At 48.3% G+C, this 24,581-nt stretch carries 20 protein-coding genes; 1 reads left to right on the top strand and 19 read right to left on the bottom strand.

The features are described from left to right. Positions 1–311: 311 nt before the first annotated feature. Complete coding sequence (locus MKZ13_RS03790) at positions 312–1,280, top strand: hypothetical protein (RefSeq protein WP_339181879.1); 969 nt, start codon at positions 312–314, stop codon at positions 1,278–1,280. A gap of 149 nt (positions 1,281–1,429) precedes the next feature. On the opposite strand, the gene MKZ13_RS03785 is transcribed toward MKZ13_RS03790, so the two are convergent. The 19 genes from MKZ13_RS03785 to purE form a co-directional block, all read right to left on the bottom strand. After that, positions 1,430–2,017, bottom strand: coding sequence for a GNAT family N-acetyltransferase (locus tag MKZ13_RS03785; protein ID WP_339181876.1), 588 nt, complete (start codon positions 2,015–2,017; stop codon positions 1,430–1,432). A gap of 14 nt (positions 2,018–2,031) precedes the next feature. After that, positions 2,032–3,324, bottom strand: a complete 1,293-nt coding sequence (gene ilvA, locus MKZ13_RS03780) for a threonine ammonia-lyase IlvA (RefSeq protein ID WP_017690682.1) — start codon at positions 3,322–3,324, stop codon at positions 2,032–2,034. A 63-nt stretch (positions 3,325–3,387) separates the two neighbouring features. After that, positions 3,388–4,380 carry an alpha/beta hydrolase gene (locus MKZ13_RS03775; protein ID WP_339181873.1) on the bottom strand — a complete coding sequence of 331 codons (993 nt, stop codon included), beginning with the start codon at positions 4,378–4,380 and terminating at the stop codon, positions 3,388–3,390. A 270-nt stretch (positions 4,381–4,650) separates the two neighbouring features. After that, positions 4,651–5,256 (bottom strand): alpha/beta hydrolase, encoded by a 606-nt coding sequence (locus tag MKZ13_RS03770; RefSeq protein WP_339185322.1) that lies wholly within the window; start codon positions 5,254–5,256, stop codon positions 4,651–4,653. Positions 5,257–5,270: 14 nt separating this feature from the next. Next, positions 5,271–6,224, bottom strand: coding sequence for a ring-cleaving dioxygenase (locus MKZ13_RS03765; RefSeq protein WP_339185320.1), 954 nt, complete (start codon positions 6,222–6,224; stop codon positions 5,271–5,273). A gap of 250 nt (positions 6,225–6,474) precedes the next feature. Then, the gene (locus MKZ13_RS03760) at positions 6,475–7,557 is read right to left on the bottom strand and encodes a hemolysin family protein (protein WP_221818713.1); all 1,083 of its coding nucleotides are present in this window, start codon (positions 7,555–7,557) and stop codon (positions 6,475–6,477) included. Between the two features lie 284 nt (positions 7,558–7,841). Beyond that, complete coding sequence (locus tag MKZ13_RS03755) at positions 7,842–9,179, bottom strand: hemolysin family protein (RefSeq protein ID WP_339181871.1); 1,338 nt, start codon at positions 9,177–9,179, stop codon at positions 7,842–7,844. Between the two features lie 717 nt (positions 9,180–9,896). Beyond that, positions 9,897–11,162 carry a phosphoribosylamine--glycine ligase gene (gene purD, locus MKZ13_RS03750; protein WP_339181869.1) on the bottom strand — a complete coding sequence of 422 codons (1,266 nt, stop codon included), beginning with the start codon at positions 11,160–11,162 and terminating at the stop codon, positions 9,897–9,899. Between the two features lie 129 nt (positions 11,163–11,291). Beyond that, positions 11,292–12,839, bottom strand: a complete 1,548-nt coding sequence (purH, locus tag MKZ13_RS03745; RefSeq protein WP_091019800.1) for a bifunctional phosphoribosylaminoimidazolecarboxamide formyltransferase/IMP cyclohydrolase — start codon at positions 12,837–12,839, stop codon at positions 11,292–11,294. A gap of 294 nt (positions 12,840–13,133) precedes the next feature. Continuing rightward, entirely contained in the window at positions 13,134–13,751 is a 618-nt protein-coding gene (purN, locus tag MKZ13_RS03740; RefSeq protein ID WP_339181864.1) for a phosphoribosylglycinamide formyltransferase, read from the bottom strand. Next, positions 13,751–14,791: a phosphoribosylformylglycinamidine cyclo-ligase gene (purM, locus tag MKZ13_RS03735; protein WP_339181862.1), complete on the bottom strand. Its 1,041-nt coding sequence runs from the start codon at positions 14,789–14,791 to the stop codon at positions 13,751–13,753. The genes purN and purM overlap by 1 nt, the downstream gene beginning before the upstream one ends. Positions 14,792–15,234: 443 nt before the next feature. Next, positions 15,235–16,713: an amidophosphoribosyltransferase gene (purF, locus tag MKZ13_RS03730; RefSeq protein ID WP_339181860.1), complete on the bottom strand. Its 1,479-nt coding sequence runs from the start codon at positions 16,711–16,713 to the stop codon at positions 15,235–15,237. Further along, the gene (gene purL, locus MKZ13_RS03725; RefSeq protein ID WP_339181857.1) at positions 16,698–18,941 is read right to left on the bottom strand and encodes a phosphoribosylformylglycinamidine synthase subunit PurL; all 2,244 of its coding nucleotides are present in this window, start codon (positions 18,939–18,941) and stop codon (positions 16,698–16,700) included. Before purL ends, purF begins: the two co-directional genes overlap by 16 nt. Then, a complete protein-coding gene (purQ, locus tag MKZ13_RS03720; RefSeq protein ID WP_036606071.1) occupies positions 18,919–19,608 on the bottom strand; it encodes a phosphoribosylformylglycinamidine synthase subunit PurQ in 690 nt (229 codons plus the stop codon). The genes purL and purQ overlap by 23 nt, the downstream gene beginning before the upstream one ends. A 4-nt stretch (positions 19,609–19,612) precedes the next feature. Next, positions 19,613–19,858, bottom strand: a complete 246-nt coding sequence (purS, locus tag MKZ13_RS03715) for a phosphoribosylformylglycinamidine synthase subunit PurS (RefSeq protein WP_017690695.1) — start codon at positions 19,856–19,858, stop codon at positions 19,613–19,615. Between the two features lie 572 nt (positions 19,859–20,430). After that, positions 20,431–21,303, bottom strand: coding sequence for a phosphoribosylaminoimidazolesuccinocarboxamide synthase (locus MKZ13_RS03710; protein WP_105405779.1), 873 nt, complete (start codon positions 21,301–21,303; stop codon positions 20,431–20,433). A gap of 252 nt (positions 21,304–21,555) precedes the next feature. Next, positions 21,556–22,854: an adenylosuccinate lyase gene (gene purB / locus MKZ13_RS03705; protein ID WP_047840491.1), complete on the bottom strand. Its 1,299-nt coding sequence runs from the start codon at positions 22,852–22,854 to the stop codon at positions 21,556–21,558. Further along, positions 22,851–24,053: a 5-(carboxyamino)imidazole ribonucleotide synthase gene (purK, locus tag MKZ13_RS03700; protein WP_339181854.1), complete on the bottom strand. Its 1,203-nt coding sequence runs from the start codon at positions 24,051–24,053 to the stop codon at positions 22,851–22,853. The genes purB and purK overlap by 4 nt, the downstream gene beginning before the upstream one ends. Further along, on the bottom strand, positions 24,050–24,535 hold the full coding sequence (purE, locus tag MKZ13_RS03695; RefSeq protein ID WP_017690699.1) for a 5-(carboxyamino)imidazole ribonucleotide mutase: 486 nt from the start codon (positions 24,533–24,535) through the stop codon (positions 24,050–24,052). The genes purK and purE overlap by 4 nt, the downstream gene beginning before the upstream one ends. Positions 24,536–24,581: the final 46 nt, after the last annotated feature.

Genomic DNA, 24,581 nt, shown 5'->3' with positions numbered 1-24,581 from the left:
TTCCTCCCGCTTTCCTCATATCCCATATCCCCATTCTCGCATTTAGTTAACATCGAAATAGATTCGCTGTTCTTTTCATTAATTCCTGTATTTTCCTATGCACAACTAAGACGTTCCGATCGGCTCAAAAGTTTCCAGTTGTACAAAAAATATTTTCGCAGAAAACTTCCTCTATCTTCCACCCTCCAAAAGTTAAAAATAACAGAAGAATTTGTCACCATTCCGCAACCACATCCTGCACCAATTGGGTTAAGGTATAGTGACTAGTGAACAACACCTATCATTTTCTCAACTACGGGAGGTTCATATCTATGACATCATTGTTCCAATCTGCCAATCGTAAAGGCATGCGCACCTTCATTACAGCCACCGCCATCCTCATGCTGCTCCAAACGGCTGTCGCTCCATTATCCGGAGTCGCTGCTGCCGCTTCTTCCAGTACAGATACCAAAGTCACAACTGCCAGTTCAACAACGATATATAAAACATTTCAGTCCATGCTCTACAAAAAGAACGGCTTGCCTGCCGCGGATACTTATCTCGAATCTCATATCAAAAAAGTAACAAAGCATCACGCCACCCTGATGGTGCTTCAATTGGAGAATGCTCGCCTGAAGGCGCTAAGCGCCATGACAGACCGCCTGCTCGTTCCTAACGTTCAGGACAAGATGATCAAGGCTTACAAGTTGAATGATAGCTTCACCAAACTCATGGAGCGTACCCAGGACTCCGATCTGCGTGCACTGTTAAAAGAAGCCCGTGACAGCGGCTACCGCCTCGTCATGCTCGAAGGCTCTCTCTATCCCATAATGAATTATGCGGCATTCGTGAAATATACCTCTGTAATTAAAGAGGACATCTCTAGCTACATCAGTATCATGACAAAGGAAACAAAAAACTTGCCTGCGGATGACGGTGCTCTGGTCATTGGCTATCAGGAAATTCTCCTTCGAGCACTGAGCCAGGAAAGATTCCTGGAGCTGCATTCAAAATCAAATCGGGCCAAGCAGGTGCAGAATCTGTTAAACAGTTATACCCTGTATACCTTTTATGGACTGAACAATACACCGCTGTTTGATTATGACACGAACAAAATGGTTGCGAACGCCCAAAGAGGCTACAACGGCGTCTTGCAGCGTCTTGCATCCGTCGATAGTGAATTCCTCACCAAGCTGGATGCCTTTATGGACGTGGTTAAGGAAGCGCAGTATGAAAAAACGGCTGCTGTCGAGAAATGGCTGGAGCAGAATGTGCCGGTCAGCGACTACGCGAATTATTGAGTTAATCCGCTTCCATGGTTAATATCCTGTTCGAAATCAGGCTAAATTCCCAACAGATAACCACAAAAGAAACCGCGACAGGGTTTGCTCCTGTCGCGGTTTCTTTTTGCTTCTATAATCAAAACTGACTTGACCCGTCAGCGCCTGTGCTATTGAATCGGTTTGACCATATGATTATACTCGTGTCCAGCGATGACAATCACATCGTCTTTGACATATCCCTGCCGTTCGTACAGCATTAGCGCACGGCCGTTGTCTCGTTCTACAATCAGGGATACCTGTGAGTGACCCAGATCTCTGCCCTGCTGCTCTAAAGCAGCCATCAGTGCCCGGCCGATGCCCTGCCCCTGATAAGCTTCACTTACCGAGAGAGTATCCAGATAATACTCCCCCGGACGGGTTTCTTTAACCAAAGCATACTTCTTTTCCTGGCTTCGTCCAGGTCGATCCAGAATCGGCTGGTCCAGACGATCTGCTTCTCCGCCATCATAGGCTACCAGAATCCCCGCAATCAGCCCATCCTGCTCCATCACTGTCACATGACGATAGCTAATCCGGTTGTCTTCCTGTACATAGAACGCCTGCAAAATCTGCATCGCCTTCTCATGATCCGCCTCACCCGCTAGCGAGTAAGCAATGTCCCCGATCGCCTGATACAATAACGGAATGACCTGATCTTCATCTTCTATGCGCGCAGGTCTGATCAGAGAAGATGTTTCGTGGTGATCTGATTGCATACTAGAATGTCTCATCAGATTAACATGTTGAACAGATTTAGATTTTTGTTCAGTTCGGTATAGGCGATACCTTTGCGGTTCATGCGTTCAATGAGCGGGTGGTAGTCTTCCTTGTACATCAGCTCAATGCCCACCAAGGCAGGGCCATTTTCCTTATCATGCTTTTTCGTATATTCGAACCGGGTGATATCATCATTCTTCCCTAGAACTTCCTCCAGGAATTCACGTAAAGCTCCTGCACGCTGCGGGAAATTAACCATGAAATAATACTTCAGACCTTCATAGATCAGGGAACGTTCCTTGATCTCCTGCATCCGGTCGATATCGTTGTTCCCGCCACTAATTACGCAAACCACCGTCTTGCCCACGATTTGCTCACGATACTGCTCAAGCGCCGCAACAGCCAAGGAACCGGCAGGCTCCACAACGATCGCATTTTCATTATATAACTCCAGAATAGTTGTGCAGGCTTTGCCTTCTGGTACTTTCACAATGTCATCAAGTATACTATTGCAGATATCAAAGGTGAGATCGCCAACACGTTTCACCGCTGCGCCATCCACGAATTTATCAATATCATCCAACGTCACAACCTGTTTGCGGAACATCGCCTCACTCATGGAAGCTGCACCAAGTGGCTCAACTCCAATGATGCGTGTCTCTGGACTCACGGTCTTCATGTAGGTTCCCACGCCGGCTGCCAGCCCTCCGCCACCAATCGTCACGAATACATAGTCGGCATTCTCATCGAGACTTTCCATGATTTCCATCGCTACCGTACCATTACCTGCAATAATCTTGGGTTGATCAAAAGGATGGATAAACGTCATGCCCTGTTCGTCACATGCACGCATCGCTTCAGCATAAGCATCATCATACGTATCTCCGATCAGCACCACTTCAACGTTGCTGCCGCCAAAACGTCTCACTTGCTTCACCTTCTGGTTCGGTGTTGTACTCGGCATGAAGATTTTGCCGTTAATTCCAAGGGCATTACAGCTAAAAGCAACACCCTGAGCGTGGTTACCCGCACTTGCACAGACAATACCCTTCTCCATCTCGGCTGGTGTCAGACTGCGAATCATATTATAGGCGCCTCGAATTTTGAACGAACGCACCACTTGAAGGTCTTCCCTTTTCAGATACACATTACAGTTATATTTGGCCGACAATACAGCATCCCGCTGTAACGGCGTTCTTACAATGACCTCACGCAGCACATGATGTGCGCGTACGATATCTTCCATGCCAACACTGGCACGACCGGGACTTGTGGTTCCCGTTGGTTCTTGTTCAACTGGTTTCATGTTGTCTCCACACTCCGCTTTTATGGTCTAGCAATGTCGCGCACTGCTTTTCTTTGTATTGTATCACTTTTGCTCTGTTCTTGCGCCTGAGCTCACGTCATTTATCATTCGTACAATCTCATCAATAATGACCTGAGGGTCTGTATACATAACCAAATGTCCCGATTGATCGGCCCCAATCCATCTCGCATTGGATAGCTGGCTCACCGTCTGGCGATGCGCCGTGATGAGGGCAGGTCTGATTTTCCCCTCTCCCTTGCCCGGGTTCGTACCCGAGATCACGCTAACTTCCAGATCACCCAGAGCCGGAGGATGTTCCAGCAGCGCTGCCATGTCATCCAGAAATGTTTTACCTTCCGCAAGCATCGTGCTGGCTGCCCGTACAGTGAAATCCTCCTTGAGGTGATCCGCTGCCACATCGTCAGGCTGAACACTTCCAGCTTTGCTGCCAAGTTTCTTATATAAGCCAGTCCGCGCCATGATTGGAATAATGAAACCATTGATGGCAAAGCTCTTTCTAGTAAGCTTGGAGAAATACATTTCGCAATGCTCGTCTGATGGATCTACCAGAATAATGCCACGTAATCGAGATAGATGTGCAGCTGCCGCAGCCCGTACAATCGGACCTCCCCAGCTATGTCCAACCAGAATGAATGGGCCCGAACCAAGAGCTGTCAGCAGATCCCCTAGATCTCCTGCAATACGTTCAAGACTGCGCGGAGCCGAGTCGACGTCACTTCGTCCTGCGCCTGCCCTATCATACACAACAGCACGTGCATGCTCAGCAATGGCTGGTGCAACCAGTCCCCAGTTCGATCTGGAGGCGCCCATACCGGACTCAAATACAACTGTCAGTTCTCCTGTTCCCCTGGACATATAATGTAGTTTGCGACCATCGCGGGTCTGAACAAACTCACTTGAACCAAATGTATGTGAGCTAGGGTTAGGATTCATATTCCCCTCCTGATTACGTGCATAGTCATCTTTCACCGAATCTAATTGAAAATGATTATCAATTACTTCATTATAGAATAATCCATGCTTTACGACAACCATGTTGCTTCAGCAAGATACAGCCGTTCTGTCGCTTCTATCACGTTTCAAGGATCATTCCCTGCCCCGCCGTTCTGCTAAGCCTCCTTTTTCCTTATGAAAAAAGAAGACCCGATCCATGATCAGATCGGGTAACTGCCCCAGCCACTATGCGGCTGGCCATCATATATAAAAAACAGCCCGATTTCAATTTCCATCAGGGCTGTTTTTAACTGCTTGAGCTTCACGATACCCAGGATTAAACATATCGCTCATTTATAAGGAAACAACAATTTATGCCTGTGTCTTAAACCAAGTTGCCGCAGCTTCTGCTTCGGTATGAGTCAACTGATGACCTTGACGCTCCCAATGTGTGTTTACATCGGCACCTGCACCGCTCAGCAGCGAAGCAAGTTCCTCCGTTTCACGTCTGGGTACAATCGGATCGTTCTCGCCCGCACCAATGAACACAGGCAGACCTTTCAGATCCGGCAGTTCCAGTCCGCGCAGCGGTACCATCGGGTGATGCAGAATTGCACCTTTGAATACATCTGCTTGATGGAAGATCAAACTTGCCGCAATGTTGGCACCGTTAGAGTAACCCAGTGCATACACGTTGGACCGATCAAAACCGTATTCCACCGCAGCTGCATCGACAAAAGATCCCAGCTCTGCCGTACGAGCAATCAGATCTTCTTCATCAAAAATGCCTTCGGCCAGGCGGCGGAAGAAACGGGGCATCCCGTTCTCCGATACATTACCCCGCACCCCAAGTATGCCAGCTCCTGGTGCGATCATCTCCGCCAGACCGATCAGATCGTTCTCGGTTCCGCCTGTACCGTGAAGTAACAGGATTGTTGGCGCATCCGGCTGAGCACCTGCTTTATAGATATGTTTCATTGTATTGGTTGTGGTCATGATTTGGACTCTCCTTTCCATTCACGTACTTCAATTCGTGGCAACAATTGTTCAATCTGCTCACGCTGTGGTTCATACCATTCAGGCAGCATCAGTTTCTCACCCATGCTCTCTGCTGGTTCATCCCGTGAAAATCCTGGAGGATCCGTAGCCAGTTCGAACAGTATACCACCCGGCTCCCGGAAATACACAGCGTTGAAGTATTGACGGTCAATGACTGGCGTTGGATGATATCCGGATTGTTCAAGATCCTGCTGAATTTGTTCATGTTCCACGTAATCTTTGGCACGCCATGCAATATGGTGGACCGTTCCGGCTCCACCAATCCCGCGCTGGATGCCTGTGGACTGAATATCGATGATCTGACCGATATCGCCGCTTGCCTGAAGACGAAGGAGTCCGTTCTCTTCACCGACTTGCTCCAGACCCAGTTTACTCACCAAGACGTCCATGGTTTTCTCAGGAACGTGGCTGAACAATACGGCTCCGCCAAATCCTTTGATGGCATGCTCCGGTGTCACACCGTTGAAAGTCCAGCTTCTTGGCTGACCACCTTCACGCTCAACCAGTTCAAGCAACAGACCGCCTTTGTCGAAGAAACGAATGTATTGCTCACCGAATCTGGTTTTATTTTCATATGGAATATCGAAGGAAGCAAGACGTTCTTTCCAGAAAGGCAGGCTTCCTACCGGAACCGCATATACGGTAACTCCAGTCTGACCGGAACCAATGACACCTCTTCTTGAATTTTGCTGTGGGAAAAAGGTAATGATTGTGCCCGGTGCACCCTGCTCATTCCCGTAATACAAGTGATACACGTCCGGTGCATCAAAGTTAATTGTTTTTTTCACCAGTCTGAGCGCCAACACACCTGCATAAAAATCAACGTTTTTCTGCGCATCGTCAACAAAAGCTGTAATATGATGAATTCCTGAAGTTCTGAACATAATCTCCACTCCCTTGGTTTTAGTTGTATCATAGGTTGTTTTTGCTTCTTTTATTATTGCTTTTCGTTATTTATCTTTAAATTAAGATTCTTTAAATTTATATTAATCCATTGGACCTCAATATGCAAGCTTTTATTTTAAAATTAAGATTTAATACAAAAAGCAGGCCCCGATCACTCCGGGAACCTGCATATCGTTATAACGATTGATTAGGTTGCTTCGTATTTCTGTATTACTTTTGTATTACTGCTTGTTAAACCAGTTTCATTCTTTTTGGTGGATTCACCAAATCTTTATGCTCGTATTCATCCTTGATATCTCCGACAATCTCTTCAAGAATATCCTCCATCGTAACCATACCTACCGTAGCACCTGCCTCGTTTTTCACGGTTGCAATGTGTACACGGCTTTGCTGCATCTGGATCAGTACATCCTTGATTGGAGAACGTTCGGAGAAACTTGGCGTATTGTGAACAAATGTCTCCATATTGAAGTCTCTGCCCGCAGCTACACTCGTCAGCATTTCTTTGGTGTTGATAAAGCCCACAAAATGCGCCTGATCCCCATTTGCAATAACAGGGTATCGCGTGTATTCATGTCGATTCAACGTCTCAATGATCTGATCAAGCGGCATTTCCTTATTCAACGTAACAATTTTATCACGTGGAATCATGATCTCCTGAAGCAGACGCTCATCAAAAGCAAAAATGTTTTTGAGATAGTCCAGCTCCGTCTGATTGATCTCGCCACTCTCATAACTCTTTGCCATAATCAGTTTCAACTCTTCCTCCGAGTGAACGGTATCATGCCCGGCAGGTTTTACACCAAATATGCCAAGCAACAGACGAGCAGCTCCATTTAATGCATAAATGAACGGATTCATGATTTTACCGAACCAGTACAGTGGTGGTGCCAACAACAACGTCATTCTCTCTGCAAACTGGATCGCCAGGGTTTTTGGTGCCAATTCACCAATAACCACGTGCAGGAACGTAATGATCGCCAGAGCGATACCGTAGGAAAGAACGGTAGACAATGCCGCCGGCACTTCCATGCGCTCAAACAGCGGATGCAGCATTTTCTCAACGGTAGGTTCACCCAAGGCTCCCAATACCAGCGCCGTGATGGTAATACCCAATTGACATGCCGACAGATAATAATCCAGGTTGTGCGCCACTTTTTTGGCCAGTACTGCCTTTTTGTTCCCTTCCGAGATCAATTGATCGATTCGGGACATCCGTACTTTAAGAATTGCAAATTCGGCTCCAACAAAAAAGGCTGTCAGACCTATAAATACGGCTACTAAAAATAAATTCAAGGCTATTATTCCGTCCAATGATTTCCCTCAGGTTGAGGGATTCACCTCCAAGTAAAATTTATATTAAGGTTGCACGAGTGATGTTCCGGTGACGGCTCGTTCTTCCGATCGCCATTGCCTCCAAATTTTCCTGATTGTTGTTTTCAAGGGTTTAAAATTGGTTTGCAAACGCGAACGCTACGCTTCTTCAGAATCGATTCCGTCTCCTACACTGTTACGTTGCCAAAACGTTTCAAATTCTTAGGGCAGTAGCCAAATAGGCAGTCAAACCCTAGATTACAGTCAGATCGAACCAACCAAGATCACGCCAGATCGCTTGTAGCTTCCTCAACATGCGCGCCGCTCACTCGTTCCAGAAGAACTTGCTTGATGTGATAATTTTCGGTGTCCACAACGGTCCAGACATAATCACCGTGTTCTACCGTGTCTCCTTTTTCCACACCTACACCCTTCTGGTATTGAATCCATCCAGCAACGGTATCCATCTCTTCATTACCTTCAAAGCTAAGTCCGAACTGCCGCTCCACTTCATCCAAAAGTACCCGGCCATTAATGAGATATTGATTCTCTCCGGTTTCCTGGATATCCGCCACCTCATCGGCATCGAATTCATCACGAATCTCACCGACCAGTTCCTCCAGAATATCCTCCATCGTAATGATTCCCGAGGTGCCGCCGTATTCATCCACGACTACAGCCATGTGTACACGTTCCTGCTGCATTTTAATCATCGCATCCTGGATACTTGTAACTTCGGAAACAAATGGGATCTCACGAACGAACTCGCTTAGTTGATACGATCTTGCGGCTACCATGTCAGGCAAAATCTTTTTCACATTCACAACGCCGATAATGCGGTCCTTGTCCCCATCCTCGATGACAGGGTAACGTGAATAGTTATGTTCATCCAATATAGGAATAATATCGTCATAGGTCATATCCTGATCTAATGTCACCAGTTCCGTACGTGGTACCATGATGTCTTTGGCATCACGTTCGTCGAACACAAATACATTTTCCAGATACGAAAGCTTGGTCTTGTTGTTCTCGTCCCCTTCATAACTCTGGTTCATGATGATTTTAATCTCGTCCTCCGAGTAGGCTTGATCATGTTCAGCAGGCTTCACACCGAATCCCCGTAGAAGAACACGGGAGGCTCCATTAAGCGCCCAGATGAATGGGTACATGACTTTACCAAACCAGTATAGCGATGGGGAGAGCATCAACGTCAGTTTTTCCGAAAACTGAATCGCCAGCGTTTTGGGCGCCATCTCACCTACAACCACATGCAAGAACGTGACGAGTATAAAGGCGATCGCATAAGAAGCAATCGACGAGATTGAAGCAGGTATGTCTAAATAATTGAATACCGGATATAACAATCTCTCAACCGTCGGTTTTCCGAGTGCACCCAGTCCCAGTGCGGTGACCGTAATACCGAGCTGACAGGCTGACAGATAATAATCCAGGTCCGAGACAACTTTTTTGGCGAGTACAGCCTTTTTATTGCCTTCCGCGACCAGTTGATCCACTCTTGATGTACGAATTTTGACTACAGCAAATTCAGATGCTACGAAAAATGCAGTCAATGCAATCAAGATAATAAGTAAAGCGATATTCAATATGGTAATTATGTCCAATGATTTCCCCGGTTCTCAGGGATTCACCTCCAGAGATAGTTACAGCGTGATCCGTTAACTACGTTAACCATTCATCCGCTGTTTGTCGTTCATCATGGCTTATGCCTTATATGAAATCGAATAATGATCATATTTGTATATGTCATACGGTTTGACCTTGTAAAATACAAAACAGGAATTCAAGATGAAGTCAATGACTTGCAGAAACTTCTTCATTCAAATCGGGTTACCCCTCATGCTGTCAATTGTTCCTCGCTTAACTCCACCTAGATTCGCCATTTGGACAATTTACAATATCGCCTACCCAATAGATATCCACCTCCCCTCATACGCATTCCTGTTTCCAAAAAGTATACCATGATTCCAGCACAACCATCCAGTTGCACGTTATGGTTTGGCACAAGCTTACAGTTTAATGTTCACAAATTAGTCTCTATGTATGTTACGTGCTCTATATAATATGATTGATATTACCTTATAATGTGATAATCTTCACATGTTTAGTATAGTCCAATTTATAAAAATACTACCCCTTACTTTAGGGCATTAAACATGCCTGATTTCCCTAATTTAATCCTGTTTTGTATCTTTCCCATGTTCTTTCCCCATATGGACAAGTCCGGCCATTTGCACAAGATACATCTATATACGTAGTAAAGAGCCCGCAGGATGCAACAACCTTACGGCGCACATCTTTACGGGCTCTTAATATTCATTCTACACCAGTGCTTTGGCAGCAATATCCGTCCGCTGATGTTTGCCATCAAAATGGATACATTCCGCCTGTGCATAGGCTTTGTTTCTAGCTTCTGCAATATCCGCGCCAAGGCCAACTACGCCAAGGATCCGTCCACCATTCGTGACCCAGTCTCCTGCTTCACTACGCGCTGTACCTGCGTGGAATACCACGGCATCTTGCACTTGTTCGAGACCTTCAATGACTACGCCTTTGGCATAAGGACCCGGATAACCTCCTGAAGCAAGCACCACACATACTGCGGCTTCATCGCTCCATTCAATTTCAATGTCTGCCAGCTTACCATGAACAGTTGCCCAGAAGATATCGAACAGGTCACTCTTCAATCGTGGCAAAACAACCTGTGTCTCGGGATCACCGAAACGTGCATTGAACTCAATCGTTTTGGGTTTACCATCTGGTGAAATCATCAGTCCAGCAAACAACACGCCTTGGAACGGACGCCCTTCGGATACCATGGCCTTGGCTGTTGGTTTGATGATCGTCTCTACGGCTTCTTCAATAATGGATGCAGGAATGTGTGGCAAAGGTGAATATGTACCCATACCGCCGGTGTTTGGCCCTTGGTCGTTGTCGAATACAGGTTTGTGATCCTGTGCTGCCGCCATTGGACGAACCGTCTCCCCATCGACAAAAGCCAGAATCGACATTTCCTGACCTGCGAGGAATTCCTCGATGATCACTTTGGCTCCTGCTTCACCAAACACTTTATCCACCATGATACTGTGAAGTGCCTGATCAGCCTCTTCACGCGAATAAGCTACCGTAACACCTTTGCCCGCTGCCAGTCCATCTGCCTTGATGACAACCGGAATTGCTTGCTCATTCAGATATGATTGAGCCTGTTCGTAGTTGTCGAATTTCTCATAGGCTGCGGTTGGAATGTTGTATTTGTGTAGCAGATCCTTCATGAACGTTTTACTTCCCTCGATCTCTGCTGCATTACGACGGGGTCCGAATACCGGAATACCTGTCACGTCAAATGCATCCACGATCCCATCCGCAAGTGGATCATCCGGACCAATAACCACTAAACCCACTTTAAGCTCTACAGCAAGAGCCGTTAGTTTATCGAATTCATTTACCGCAATGGCATGACACTCAGCGAGCTGAGCAATGCCTGCATTTCCCGGTGCACAGTGAATCTTGTCTACCTTTGGACTCTTTGCCAGCGCCCAGATGATTGCATGCTCCCGGCCACCGCCGCCTACTACCAGAATATCCATTCGTTCTGTTCCCCCTCCGTGCATAACTGGATTTGTTACGTTATTGCGTGTTGATAAGCCTAAAAAAGAGGGGGTGTACCATAAGTCATAAATATGACTGGCGACACCCCTTATTAAACCTTTTTCGCTCTAGTGCTTGAAGTGACGAACGCCTGTGAAGACCATGGCAATTCCGTATTCATTCGCTACTTTGATGGATTCTTCATCTTTGATCGAACCACCAGGTTGAATCACTGCTGTAATTCCGGCTTTTGCTGCCAGTTCCAGCGTATCACCCATTGGGAAGAACGCATCAGATGCTAGAATAGCACCTTTTGCTTGCTCGCCAGCTTGCTCAATTGCAATTTTGGCTGCACCCACACGATTCATTTGTCCAGCGCCCACACCTACCGTCATATCATTCGCAGCAAGTACGATCGCGTTCGATTTCACATGTTTAACTACTTTCCAGCCAAACAACAGCTGTTTCAGTTCTTCTTCCGATGGCGCACGATCCGTTACCACGTTCAGCTCGCTCGCTTCAATGGAGTGCACATCGGACTGTTGCACGATCATACCGCCGTCGATGGACGTAACCACGAATTGGCTCTCCCGTTTACGAGCAGCATTCAGTTCGCCCGTTTTGAGCAAACGAATGTTTTTCTTCTTCGTCAGGATATCGAGAGCCTCTTGCGTAAAGTCAGGAGCAAGTACGATTTCCAGGAAAATCTCGCTCAATTTGCCTGCTGTATCGCTGTCGATAATGCGGTTTGCTGCCACAATGCCACCAAAGATAGACGTTGGATCTGCAGCATATGCCTTGCTGTAAGCTTCATAGATACTTGCGCCAATGCCCACGCCGCATGGGTTCATATGTTTAACCGCGACAACGGCTGGTTCTTCAAACTCTTTGACAATCTGCAATGCTGCGTTCGCATCGTTGATGTTATTATAAGACAACTCTTTGCCGTGCAATTGCTCGGCTGTTGTCAACGTATCTTGAGCAGCCAGCGGTTTGCGGTAAAATGCCGCCTGCTGGTGTGGATTTTCGCCATAACGCAAATCCTGGAGTTTTTCGTAAGTAACCGTCAGACGCTCTGGCAGTGGATCACCATTTACGTTGGACAGGTAGTCGGAGATGAGTGCATCGTAAGCCGCTGTATGGCGGAACACTTTTGCCGCAAGCCGTTTGCGAGTTTCGAGAGTGGTATCTCCATCGTTGCGCACTTCCTCCAGCACTTGGCTGTAATCAGATGCGTCTACAACGACACTGACAAAGGCATGGTTTTTGGCTGCCGAGCGAAGCATCGTTGGACCACCGATATCGATGTTCTCGATGGCATCTTCGTATGCCACGTCCGGTTTCGCAATAGTCTCTTGGAATGGATATAGGTTCACGACAACCAGATCGATATAGCCGAGACCGAGTTCTTCCATCTGGCGTGTGTGCTCTTCGTTATCACGCACAGCCAACAACCCACTATGAACTGCCGGATGCAATGTTTTGACACGTCCGTCCATGATTTCCGGAAATCCGGTCACATCCGAAATTCCGATGACAGGTACGCCTTCCTTCGACAACAGGCTGCTTGTACCTCCTGTCGAAATAATCTCCACACCCATTTGCGACAGCTCGCGGCAAAAGTCCACGATGCCCGTTTTATCCGATACGCTAACCAGCGCTCTTTTGATACTCACAATATGCTCCTCCTTTAATGTCCCATGGCTTCGCGTTTCCTGACGAAACACAGCCGATTTATTTCCCGAGAAATATCACAAAATGCGTACCAATATTCGACTTCTGTTATATAAGTGGAACCAAGATGTTTACACGGGACACTCCGATGACAGAACAACCTTCCAATCGCTGTTATCCCCAGATTTTTTGATTCCCTTTTCTTAAAGGGAAAATCCGGTGATAAAGGCGAACGCTTCGCTTTTTCAGGTTTTTTCTGTCCTCTCCGTTAATGTGTGAAAAAGTTTAAAACTATATCAAACCGGTTTGTTAATAGTAACATGACGTCCGTCTAACTGAACCAGACCTTGCGCGAACCAGGAAACAACTTCAGGATATAACTGCTGTTCAGCCGCATGAATGGAATGGCTAATGGATTCAGGCGTATCTTCTGGCAAAATGGGAACCGGATGCTGGGCAATAATCGGTCCGGTATCCATGCCTCCGTCTACAAAATGCACGGTCACACCCGTAACTTTCACGCCATATTCGAGAGCCTGTCCAATCGCATCCTTACCTGCAAATGCCGGCAGCAAGGACGGATGAATGTTAATCAACCGACCTGCGTAACGATCCACCACAACCGAAGTCAACAATCTCATATATCCCGCAAGAACAACCAAGTCGATCTCTTTGGATTCAAGCACTTCCACGATCTCTGCCTCATAGGCTTCACGGGAAGCGTAATTTTTCGGAGTAAACAGGTGACAATCCACGCCTGCATCCTGTGCCCGCTGCACAACACGTGCAGCCGGTTTATCACACACGAGCAGATCTACGGATGCATTCAGCCCACCGTTTCGTACTGCATCGACCAATGACTGAAAGTTAGTCCCTTCACCCGAGGCAAATACAGCTATGCGGTAGTTCCCCATTAAACATCCGCTCCCGTGAAGGTTACTCGCGCATCTCCTTCAGTAACTCGGCCAATGATGTACGCTTCTTCACCAGATGCTTTCAGTTGTTGCAGTGCTTCTGTTGCATCTGCTTCATTAACGACAAGTACAAGCCCAACACCCATGTTAAATGTGGTGAACATGTCACGGTTCGAGACAGCACCCTTTTCCTGTAACAGGTTGAAGATTGGCAGGATTGGCCAAGAGCCGTAGTCAATATCCACGTTCACGTTGCTAGGCAGCATACGTGGGATATTCTCGATGAAGCCACCACCTGTAATGTGTGCCATGCCTTTTACTTTTACTTTTTCCAGCAGGGACAACAGAGGTTTAACATAGATCTTTGTAGGTTCCAGCAGGGAATCACCCAGCTTACCGCCCAGTTCCGCTACTTCATCATGCAGATCAAGTCCCGCTTCTTCCAACAAAAGTCGGCGTACCAGCGAGAATCCGTTACTATGCACACCACTAGAGGCCAATCCAATCACTGTGTCGCCAGATGCGATGGTTGTACCATTGATGATCTTCGCTTTGTCCACAATACCCACCGTGAATCCTGCAATATCGTATTCGCCTTCACTGTACATGCCTGGCATCTCCGCCGTCTCGCCACCGATCAGCGCACATCCAGATTGATGACAGCCTTCAGCGATTCCCGCAACAATAGCTTCGATCTTCTCTGGAATGACTTTGTCACATGCCAGATAGTCAAGGAAGAAGAGTGGTTCTGCACCCTGTACCACAATGTCGTTCACACACATCGCTACCGCGTCGATTCCGATGGTATCGTGACGGTCCATGGCAAATGCAATTTTCAGCTTGGTACCTACGCCATCCGTACCGGATACAAGCACCGGCTCATCGTATTTATCTTTGTTCAAACCGAACAGGGCACCGAATCCACCCAGATCCGTCATCACTTCCGGACGGAAGGTACGCTTCACGTGTTTTTTCATCCGTTCAACCGCTTCATTACCTGCCGCGATATCAACGCCGGCCTTTTTATATGCTTCGGACAAGTGGAATCATCTCCTTTTTTTTCGCCCCACCTAAATCCTCCCGCCCGGGAGGACCCCATAGGACCTTGGCAGGCCCTCTGGACACCCGCCAAAAAAGCGGTGCAGAGGTGGCTGGTGTGATCTTGCTATGGTTGATTCGTGCGTGATCTCGCGGGATTGTTCGCCGATTCCGTTGGCTGCAAGCCATCGGTCGGCGAACCCCGCTCAGCTACGCTGCGGGGCAAGCCCGCTGGGCAGCTGCTTCGCTCGGCTGCCAGGCCCCTGTTGCTCCGCAAAGCGGGGCTTAAGGGCTCGGGCTTGGCCCGGGTGGCAGCTGCTTCGCCTGGCTGCCCTAGCCCCTGTTGCTCCGCAAGGCGGGGCTTAAGGGTTCGGGCTTGGCCCGGGGGCAGCTGGCTTCGCACCGCTACCTGGGCCCCTGTTGCTCCGCAAAGCGGGGCTTGGGGCTAACAGCTGCAGCCGAATTTTTCCTCGCCGCCAAAGTCGAGGCGGGTTGGGTAATCATGATCAAAACATGCGAGGCAAAGCCCGCCCTTGGGATCACCCTGATTATCTCCCTGTATCGATGCAATCAGTCCATCGGGACTGAGGAACTCCAGGGAGTCCGCATTAATTTCACGGCAAATTTCTTCCACCGACAACTGTGAAGCAATTAATTCGCGGCTGTCAGGCGTATCAATACCGTAGAAACACGGGTTTTTGAAAGGTGGTGATGTAATTCGCACATGAACCTCGGTAGCTCCTGCATCACGCAGCATGTTAACGATCCGACGGGAGGTTGTTCCCCGTACGATGGAGTCATCAATCATGACCACACGTTTGCCTTCCACAACGCGACGTACAGCGCTCAGCTTCATCTTCACGCCCTGCTCCCGCAATTCCTGGCTTGGCTGGATAAACGTACGTCCAGTGTATTTGTTCTTGATCATACCCATCTCATAAGGAATGCCTGTCTGTTCAGCGTATCCAATGGCCGCCGAGATGCTGGAATCTGGTACCCCCGTAACCAAGTCCGCATCCACAAACGACTCAATCGCCATCCGGCTTCCCATCCGTTTACGGGCAGCATGCTGGTTCGTACCATTCATATCACTATCCGGACGGGCAAAATAAATATATTCCATCGCGCATAATGCCTTGCGGTGTTTGTGATGATCAAAGCGATCCTCGTGCAGACCATCTGCATCAAGCACAAGCAGTTCACCCGGTTCAATGTCACGGATTAACTCTGCGCCGATTGTTTCCAGTGCACACGTCTCGGATGCAAACAGATACGCATCTCCCAGCTTACCCATCGTCAGCGGACGAAGTCCGTGTGGATCGGAAGCCACAAGCAGCTTGTCATTGGTCATGATCAGAAACGCATAACCACCCACAATGCGCTGGAATGCCTCTTTTGCCGCTTCCACAAGCCCTTTGGAGGATCGTGCAATCAGATGCGCAATAACCTCGGTATCACTTGTTGTTTGGAAAATGGACCCGCTCTGCTCCAGCTCACGCCGAATCGTTGGTGCATTCACAATGTTTCCGTTGGTTGCTACTGCCAGATCACCATCACGGTATTTGAATACCAATGGCTGTGCGTTCGTCAGTTTACTGTCACCACTTGTTGAATAACGGACATGTCCAATGGAAATATCCCCGGTCAACGTCTGCATCAGGTCTTTGGTGAATACTTCCTTCACCAGACCCATGCCGCGATGATAGTTAAACTGGCTGCCATCACTCACACACATGCCTGCACTTTCTTCGCCCCGATGTTGCAGCGCATGCAGTCCATAATAGGAGAGTGAAGCCGCGTCAGGGTGTCTGAACACCCCGAACACGCCACATTCTTCCTTCAATTTGTCGAGTCCTTCCTTGCCGGACCCTTCATTATAATAATCGCCTGTCCACAACGGTCCTGTCGTCAGTTCATGAGACATGGAATCGCATCCTCCCAGACCTGAGCCAAACCTCCTACAGGTTCGCTCACGGCTGATGTTCCGTTCAATTCAATCGTCAGGTTACTTCCTTCTACACGTCCAATCACAGCTACAGGTACACCGCGCTCACGTACAAATGCTTCAAGTTTACCCGCTTGCTCTGGCGTAGCCGACAACAAGATACGGGATTGGCTCTCACTGAACAGGGCGTGATCTGCACGCAGTGCAGTCTCCACATTCACCTGTGCTCCTACGTTACCGCCGATACAAGACTCTGCGAGTGCAACAGCCAAGCCGCCTTCAGACAAGTCATGTGCCGAGCGAACGAGACCGGATTGAATAGCTTCCAGCACCGTGCTGAGCAACGCTTTTTCCGTTTGCAAGTTCAGTTCTGGTGGACGACCTTCCGTCTGACCATGAATCGCATATTGCAGCTCGCTGCCACCCAGTTCAGCTTTTGTCTCACCGAGGAGGATGATAACATCACCTTCGGACTTGAATGCTTGTGTCGTGATATGATCCGTATCATGAACGAGACCTACCATACCGACAACTGGCGTTGGATAGATGGAGCCTTTGGCGTTTTCGTTATACAGACTTACGTTACCACCGATAACCGGCGTATCCAGCACACGACAAGCTTCCGCCATACCGTCTACCGCTTTCTCCATTTGCCAGAAAATATCCGGCTTCTCCGGGTTACCGAAGTTCAAGTTGTCGGTAATCGCCAGCGGCTCAGCACCGGAACATACAATGTTACGCGCTGCTTCACTTACGGCAATCCGTCCACCAACTTCAGGATCAAGATACACATAACGTCCATTACAGTCGGTTGTCATCGCGAGACCTTTGCGTGTGCCACGAATCGTAACTACAGCTGCATCCGAACCCGGACGAACGGCAGTGCTTGTACGCACCATATAGTCATATTGATCATACACCCATTTTTTACTAGCTACTGTTGGTGAAGCCAATACTTGTTTCAACGCTCCGCCGAGATCCGACACTTCGTCGTAACGAAGCGTGTCGATGGAAGCACTTTGCTCGTAGTATGCAGGTACAGAAGAAGGTTTGTCATACACTGGGCATTCGTCAACCAAAGCCGTTACCGGCATATCTCCCACAACTTCGCCGTGGTGGATCAATTTCAGACGTCCATCATCCGTTACTTTACCGACTTTGGCACAGATTACGCCCCAACGTTCAAAGATTTCCATCGCCTGCGCCTCATCCTTCGGCTCAACAACGAACAACATGCGTTCTTGGGACTCGGACAACATCATCTCGTAAGGCGTCATGCCTTCTTCACGCTGTGGCACCTGATCCAGATACAGTTCCAGACCGTTACCCGCTTTACTTGCCATCTCTGCACTTGAACATGTCAGACCCGCAGCACCCATATCCTGAATACCGAGCACGATGCCCGTGTCGATCAATTCCAGACAGGATTCCATGACGAGTTTTTCCATAAACGGGTCACCGACCTGAACCGCTGTCCGTTGGGACTCGGATTCTTCCGTCAGTTCAACCGATGCAAAGGTTGCTCCATGAATACCATCCCGGCCTGTTGGTGGGCCCACATAGTAAACCGGGTTACCTACACCTTTAGCTACACCGCGCTGAATCTTGTCATGATCAATCAGACCCACACACATGGCGTTAACCAGTGGATTACCTTCGTAGCTCTCATCAAACATCACTTCGCCTGCAACCGTAGGAATACCGATACAGTTACCGTATCCAGCAATACCCGCTACAACATGTTCGAACAAATATTTAACGCGATCGCTCTCCAGCTTGCCGAAACGAAGGGAGTTCAGCAAGGCTACCGGTCTTGCGCCCATGGAGAAAATATCACGGATAATGCCGCCCACACCTGTTGCCGCACCTTGATAAGGCTCAACCGCGGAAGGATGGTTATGGCTTTCAATTTTGAATACAACGGCCTGGTTATCACCGATATCCACGATACCGGCACCTTCACCAGGTCCCATCAGGACACGTGGTCCAGTGGTTGGGAAACGGCGCAGCAATGGCTTGGAGTTTTTATAAGCACAATGCTCGGACCACATTACACTGAACACACCAATTTCCGTGTAGTTTGGCTTGCGCCCCATGAACTCACAGATCAGCTCATACTCGCTGTCAGATACGCCCATTTGTGCGTAAAGTTTATGTTCTGCGACCTGTTCTGCTGTTGGTTCCTTAGCGGATAGCTGCTGCGTCATGCCGATCCCTCCATGCTTTCAAAATAGATGTAAACATACGTTTGCCGTCTTCCGAACCAAACAGTGAGTCCACTGCACGCTCTGGATGCGGCATCATGCCGACCACGTTTCCAGCCTCGTTACAGACTCCTGCAATATCACCCAGAGAACCGTTCGGGTTGGTCCCGTACGTAAATACGATCTGGTTGTTCGCTTGCAGACTCGCGAGCGTCTCCTCGTCGCAATAATAGTTTCCTTCACCGTGAGCAATCGGGATGATAATCTCTTCGCCCGGTGCATAGTCACGTGTAAATGGTGTATCTGCGTTTGCCACTTTCAATACCGTATCGTGACAACGGAATTTCAGGGAAGTGTTACGGATCAATGCGCCTGGAAGCAATCCCGCTTCCGTCAAGATCTGGAATCCGTTGCAAATACCCAAAATATATTTACCTTGTTCAGCAGCTTTCGCTACCTCGTTCATTACCGGTGCAAAGCGGGAAATCGCTCCGCAACGCAAGTAGTCACCATAAGAGAAACCACCCGGAACTAAAATACAATCATAAGCCGATAGATCTGTAGCCGTGTGCCATACATAATCAACCTCTTGCCCAATGGCATCTTCCACTGCCTTATAACAGTCGATGTCGCAGTTGGAGCCAGGGAACACAAGAACTGCAAATTTCATGAGATTAACCCTCCAATTCGTAGCGGTAATCTTCAACAACGGTGTTGGCCAGCAGCTTTTCACACATGACTTTCAATCGTTTCTCCGCTTCCGCACGATCTGTTGTATCCAGGTTCAATTCCATGACTTTACCGATCCGTACACTTTCCACTTCGTTGAATCCCATGGAATGCAGGGCTCCTTGAACAGCTACGCCTTGCGGGTCGAGTACGCTTTGCTTAATAGTGACATATACGGTTGCTTTGATCATGATCCTTATGTTCCTCCTCAGTAATGAACGGGATAAATGCTTTACGCTGTTAAAAAAGGTGACTTGGGGCGCTTGCTCCGGGGCGGATTGTTCTTCCGGTCGCTTGTTGTCCCCAGGTTTTTTGATTGTTTTGGCCCACTGTGCGGTCAAAACCCGGGGACAAAGGCGAGCGCTATCGCTCCTTTAAGAACAATTCCGCCCCTCCGCTAGTCCATGCGACGTTTCTTAAAGGCCTAAACCTTTTACGTTGCACGGTGGGTAATGGTCTAGCCTGACCATTCCTTCAAAACAGTGAATGGTGAATGGTCTTTAAGTTACTTTAGTAACCTTATTATTTTTATATTTGTAGACTTCCTGTATGTGAAGAGAAGTCTTTGTCTTTAATTGCCTCACCCACCAGTTTTAACACTGGCGGAGGGAAAGATTTGAGCTAGAGAAACGAAGTGCTCGCCTTTGCAACCGGAATGTTTCCTTTTAAAAAAAGGATTCCAATCAAAACATTCCGGGGGCAACAGCGATCGAAAGCCAAACTTTCTCGTAGCCCGCTCAAACGTTAGTCTCCTCAAACGTTATTATTTCGTTAAACGGTTATAAATATCGACGTATCTAGCGGTTGTTGCTTCAACTACCGCTTGTGGGAGTGGATCGGGTTTGCTGTTCTTGTCCCAATCGGTTCCGGCAAGATAGGTGCGCACTGGCTCTTTATCCATGCTGTCGATCTCGATGTCGAGTTCATAATTCTCTTTGGCCCAGAAGCGAGAAGCATCTGGGGTGAAGATTTCGTCAATCAGGATGACCTTGCCATCCACGATGCCAAACTCGAATTTGCAGTCTGCCAGAATGATGCCACGTTGATCACAGTAATCGCGGGCGAATTCATACAGGCGCAAGCTTTTTTCCTGAAGCTCCACTGCGAGTGCGTCTCCCACCAGTTCTTTCATGCGATCCATTGGGATGTCCTCATCGTGACCAACATCGTTTTTGGCTGCCGGTGTGAAAATGGGAACTTCAAGCTTGGCGTTTTTGCGAAGTCCATCAGGCAGTTTAATGCCATTCACTTCACCACTCGTCTCGTATTGTCTCCATCCTCCACCAGTGATGTATCCACGCACGACACATTCAATATCAATGCGTTCTGCTTTGCGGGTTACCATGATGCGGTCTTTGAGCAATTCAGGGTCTGTGATGAGATCACCCAGTTGATTCACATCGGTATGAACGACGTGATTCTCCATCATGTCACCCGTCAGTTCGAACCAGAAGCTGCTGAGTTTATTCAATACGTTTCCTTTCTCGGGAACTGCCGGGTCCAGCACGTAATCAAATGCCGAGATTCGGTCGGTAACCACGATCAGAAAATGTTCACCCAGATCGTACAATTCACGTACTTTTCCTTTATATAACAGAGGTGCTTTAACGAGATCTGCCGCAGTGGACAGTGCCATGGGCTCACCTTCTTTCAGGAGATGTAAAGTATACGTCCAATTCCCCTCTTCACGCGGGGCCACTACGAATGCAGAACAACCTTCCGATCGCTGTTATCCCCAGATTTTTTGATTCCACTTTTGCAAAGTGAAAATCCGGGGATAAAGGCGAGCGCTTTGCTTCTTCAGGTTTTTCCTGCCTTCTCCGTTCCAGCGTAAACACATAATCAACCTATACTTTTAGGGAGTAGAATAATACAAAACTTTATTATATTAGTCGTTCAAGCCGAGCTTTTTGAAGATGGTGTCTACGTGCTTCAGGTGCCATGACGGGTTGAATGCATCTGCGATTTCCTCTTCGTTCAGCACTTCTGTGATTTCCGGTGTGGATTTCACGATATCCTGGAACTGGCGTTGTTCTTCCCATGCTTGCATCGCACGTGGTTGAACGGTATCGTACGCTTGCTCGCGGCTGAAGCCTTTGTCGATCAGTTTTGTCATGATGCGACCGGAGAACGGTACCCCGTAGGTGCGCTCCATGTTGCGTTTCATGTTCTCAGGGAAAACCGTCAGGTTCTTCACGATGTTACCAAAACGGTTCAGCATGTAGTTCAGCAGCATCGTTGCATCCGGTAGAATGATACGTTCTACGGAAGAGTGCGAGATGTCGCGTTCATGCCAGAGCGTTACGTTCTCGTATGCCGATACCATGTGTCCGCGAATAACGCGGGACAGACCTGAGATGTTTTCACTACCAATTGGGTTACGTTTGTGCGGCATTGCAGAAGATCCTTTTTGACCTTTAGCAAAAGCTTCTTCCACTTCACGGAATTCACTCTTCTGCAGTGCACGTACCTCTGTAGCAAACTTGTCCAGGGACGTTGCGATCAATGCCAGTGTAGCCATATATTCTGCGTGACGGTCACGTTGCAATGTTTGAGTCGAGATCGGCGCAGGTTTCGTGCCCAGCTTCTCACAGACAAACTCTTCGACAAACGGATCGATGTTCGCGTATGTTCCTACTGCGCCAGAGATTTTGCCGTACTGTACATTGTCTGCCGCATGACGGAAACGCTCCAGGTTCCGTTTCATCTCTTCATGCCACAATGCCATTTTCAGTCCAAATGTCGTTGGCTCCGCATGCACCCCGTGCGTACGTCCCATCATTGGTGTGTGCTGATAAGCCAGAGCTTTTTCACGAAGAATTTCAATGAAGTTCACGATATCCTTTTCCAGAATCTCATTCGCTTGACGCAGTACATAACCCAGAGCCGTATCCACGACATCTGTGGAAGTCAGTCCGTAGTGCACCCATTTCCGCTCCGCACCCAGACTTTCAGATACTGTACGTGTAAATGCGATAACGTCATGACGTGTTTCCTGTTCAATCTCATAGATCCGGTCGATGTCAAAAGATGCGTTCTGACGAAGCAATGCTGCTTCTTCCTTAGGAATTACACCCAGTTCAGCCCACGCCTCACATGCACAAATTTCAACTTCCAGCCACGATTGGAATTTGTTCTCTTCGGTCCAGATGGCTCTCATTTCGGGTCTGCTATAACGTTCAATCATGAATTTGTATTCCTCCAGAGGTTAGTTTGTTCAATCCATTGCAATCCTTCTTCAACATCCTGACAGAGCAGATTCACATGCCCCATCTTCCGTCCTGTTTTTGCTTCAGTTTTACCATATATGTGAAGCTTGGGAATCACACCGAGTTCTATCGCTTCTGCATCAGGTTGCCCTGTTCTGGCGATAATGCCTTCCAGATGTTCTCCAAGCACATTGACCATAACGACCGGACTCAATAACGAAGTGTCCCCAAGTGGTAACCCGCAGATGGCACGGATATGTTGTTCGAACTGTGATGTTGCACAGGCTTCCATCGTATAGTGTCCAGAATTGTGAGGTCTTGGTGCCAACTCGTTGACGTACAGCCTTCCATCCGCCGCTACAAACAGTTCCACAGCCAGCAGTCCAACAGCCTTCATCGATTCCGCCACCGCAGCTGCCAGTTTCTGTGCTTCTATCTGGACGTCTGCTGCGACTCTAGCCGGCACGATTGACGCATGCAAAATGTTGTTCACATGAATGTTCTCCGCTGGCGGGAACGTCTTGATCTCCCCATTTGTGCTACGCGCTACAACGACCGAAATCTCGCATTCAAACTTGATGAATTGTTCCAGTACCAGTTCCGCACCTGTAGCTACAAGTTCTTCGTATGCCGCAACAGCCTGACTCGCTTCCCGGATGACCCGTTGGCCTTTGCCATCGTAGCCTCCAGTCACCGTCTTCAGTACACATGGAACACCAAGTTCGCTTACAGCTGCAAGCATTGTATCCGCACTTGTGATTTCCCGATAAGGCGCTACCCTTACTCCGGCGGCTTCGATCGCACGTTTTTCACGCAACCGATGTTGTGTGGTGTACAGTAACGCACTTCCTTGCGGAACGTAAGACTCACGTTCAAGCAGCCCAGCTACTTCTGCATCCACATTTTCGAATTCATACGTAATGACATCGCATTGCCGAGCCAGTTCAAGTGCAGCTTTGGCATCGTCATAACCAGCTTCAATCTGACGAGCAACTTGACCACAAGGTGCATCCGCAGCCGGATCAAGAGTAACGAATCGATAACCCATTGCCGTTCCTGCGAGCGTCATCATACGTCCGAGCTGTCCGCCTCCAAGAATGCCGATGGTTGTTTTCCCGGGCAACAGGACTTTTTTTAGCTCTCCTGCTATACCGGATTGGTTCCCGACTCTATTCATAGTTCTTCACTACTTTCGAGTACTTCTTGTTTGATGCGCTCTCGGCGAGCTTCAGAGCGACGTTGGACATCCGGGTCAAAAGCACCGATCATTTGAGCTGCCAGCAATCCTGCATTCGTTGCCCCTGCCTTGCCAATCGCCACAGTTGCGACGGGAATACCACCAGGCATCTGAACAATGGACAACAAGGAATCGAGACCGTTCAATGCTTTGGACTGAACCGGAACGCCAATGACCGGAAGCATCGTTTTGGCGGCAACCATACCGGGTAGATGTGCTGCCCCGCCTGCCCCTGCAATGATCACCTTGAATCCTCGATCAATTGCTTGCTCTGCGTATTCAAACATCAAATCCGGTGTACGATGGGCGGAGACCACCTTTTTCTCATACCCAATCTCCAGCTCGTCCAGCACCTCGCACGCATGTTTCATCGTTTCCCAATCCGACTTGCTGCCCATAATTACAGCGACTTGCAGTGACATGAATACATCCAACTCCCGTCTGAGCTTTTTTGATTACATCTGACTA

This window comes from Paenibacillus sp. FSL R5-0701 (genome assembly GCF_037973995.1).
GTDB lineage: Bacteria > Bacillota > Bacilli > Paenibacillales > Paenibacillaceae > Paenibacillus.
This window is presented reverse-complemented; position numbering and strand designations above follow the sequence as displayed.

Bases quoted from the DNA above. Each gene is read 5' to 3' on its own strand.
- MKZ13_RS03790 (WP_339181879.1), top strand. From the start codon at position 312: ATGACATCATTGTTCCAATCTGCCAATCGTAAAGGCATGCGCACCTTC.
- purS (WP_017690695.1), bottom strand. From the start codon at position 19,858: ATGATCAAAGCAACCGTATATGTCACTATTAAGCAAAGCGTACTCGAC.
- purL (WP_339181857.1), bottom strand. From the start codon at position 18,941: ATGACGCAGCAGCTATCCGCTAAGGAACCAACAGCAGAACAGGTCGCA.
- purF (WP_339181860.1), bottom strand. From the start codon at position 16,713: ATGTCTCATGAACTGACGACAGGACCGTTGTGGACAGGCGATTATTAT.
- MKZ13_RS03770 (WP_339185322.1), bottom strand. From the start codon at position 5,256: ATGAAACATATCTATAAAGCAGGTGCTCAGCCGGATGCGCCAACAATC.
- purD (WP_339181869.1), bottom strand. From the start codon at position 11,162: ATGGATATTCTGGTAGTAGGCGGCGGTGGCCGGGAGCATGCAATCATC.
- purB (WP_047840491.1), bottom strand. From the start codon at position 22,854: ATGATTGAACGTTATAGCAGACCCGAAATGAGAGCCATCTGGACCGAA.
- purE (WP_017690699.1), bottom strand. From the start codon at position 24,535: ATGTCACTGCAAGTCGCTGTAATTATGGGCAGCAAGTCGGATTGGGAA.
- ilvA (WP_017690682.1), bottom strand. From the start codon at position 3,324: ATGAAACCAGTTGAACAAGAACCAACGGGAACCACAAGTCCCGGTCGT.
- MKZ13_RS03775 (WP_339181873.1), bottom strand. From the start codon at position 4,380: ATGGTTGTCGTAAAGCATGGATTATTCTATAATGAAGTAATTGATAAT.
- purN (WP_339181864.1), bottom strand. From the start codon at position 13,751: ATGGGGAACTACCGCATAGCTGTATTTGCCTCGGGTGAAGGGACTAAC.
- purK (WP_339181854.1), bottom strand. From the start codon at position 24,053: ATGAATAGAGTCGGGAACCAATCCGGTATAGCAGGAGAGCTAAAAAAA.
- purQ (WP_036606071.1), bottom strand. From the start codon at position 19,608: ATGAAATTTGCAGTTCTTGTGTTCCCTGGCTCCAACTGCGACATCGAC.
- MKZ13_RS03785 (WP_339181876.1), bottom strand. From the start codon at position 2,017: ATGCAATCAGATCACCACGAAACATCTTCTCTGATCAGACCTGCGCGC.
- MKZ13_RS03710 (WP_105405779.1), bottom strand. From the start codon at position 21,303: ATGGCACTGTCCACTGCGGCAGATCTCGTTAAAGCACCTCTGTTATAT.